Annotated in this window: 1 protein-coding gene; it reads left to right on the top strand. The window is 65.2% G+C overall.

Features of this window, described 5'->3' with window-relative positions; genetic code table 11:
• Positions 1-24: 24 nt before the first annotated feature.
• Entirely contained in the window at positions 25-1,266 is a 1,242-nt protein-coding gene (gene arcA, locus DW943_RS10320; protein ID WP_117584235.1) for an arginine deiminase, read from the top strand.
• Position 1,267: the final 1 nt, after the last annotated feature.

Below are 1,267 nucleotides of genomic sequence, written 5' to 3' on the forward strand. Positions count from 1 at the left end.
GGCCCGAAAGAAAGGTAGGAGGCCATGACGAAAGGTCTGCACGTGCCTTCCGAGATCGGCAAGCTCAGGAAGGTCTGCCTGCACCGTCCCGGCGACGAGCTCCTCAACCTGCCGCCCGACGAGCTCGAGCGACTCCTGTTCGACGACGTCCCGTTCCTGGAGGTCGCGCAGCAGGAGCACGACACCTTCGCCCAGATCCTTAAGGACCAGGGCGTGGAGGTGCTCTACCTCGAGAACCTCGTCGCAGAGGTGTTCGACCAGGTCCCCGGCGCCCGCGCCGAGTTCACCGACCAGTACATCGCCGAGGCAGGCATCCGCGGCCAGCAGATGCCGCAGATCGTCCGCGAGAAGCTGGACTCCATCGAGGACAACCTCGAGTTCGTCAAGAAGACCATGGCCGGCATGACCAAGGCCGAGATCGACATGCCCCTCACGGCGTCCACGACCCTCGACTCCCTGGTCAACTCCGAGTCCGAGTCCGACCTGATCATCGACCCGATGCCCAACCTCTACTTCACCCGCGACCCGTTCGCGGTCGTCGGCGAGGGCGTCAACCTCAACCGCATGTACTCGGTCACCCGCAACCGCGAGACCCTGTACGGCAAGTACGTCTTCAAGTACCACCCCGACTACAAGGACGTCTCCCTGTACTTCCGCCGCGACTGCCAGTTCCACACCGAGGGCGGCGACGTGCTGAACATCAACGAGAAGACCCTCGCCGTCGGCATCTCCCAGCGCACCCAGGCCGCCGCGATCGACGTCATGGCCCAGAACATCTTCTGGAACTCCGACTCCAAGGTCGAGCGCATCCTGGCCTTCGACATCCCGGTCTCGCGCGCCTTCATGCACCTCGACACGGTCTTCACCCAGATCGACGTCGATAAGTTCACGATCCACCCCGCCATCATGGGCACCCTGCGCGTCTACGAGCTGACCGCCGGCAAGAACCCGGGCGACGTGAACATCCGCCTGATCGAGGACACCCTCGAGCACGTCCTGGAGGACGCCACCGGCGTCGACCAGGTCAAGCTGATCCCCTGCGGCGGCGGCGACCCGATCGCGGCCTCCCGCGAGCAGTGGAACGACGGCTCCAACACCCTGTGCGTCGAGCCCGGCAAGATCTGCGTCTACGCGCGCAACACCGTCACCAACGACGTGCTGTACAAGGAGGGCCTGGACCTTCTCGTCGTGCCCTCCGCCGAGCTCTCCCGCGGTCGCGGCGGCCCGCGCTGCATGAGCATGCCCTTCTGGCGCGAGGACCTCTAAG

It is taken from the genome of Collinsella sp. AM44-11 (assembly GCF_003467145.1).
GTDB lineage: Bacteria > Actinomycetota > Coriobacteriia > Coriobacteriales > Coriobacteriaceae > Collinsella.

Excerpts from the sequence above, each read along its gene's own strand:
- arcA (WP_117584235.1), top strand. The coding sequence starts at position 25 with ATGACGAAAGGTCTGCACGTGCCTTCCGAGATCGGCAAGCTCAGGAAG.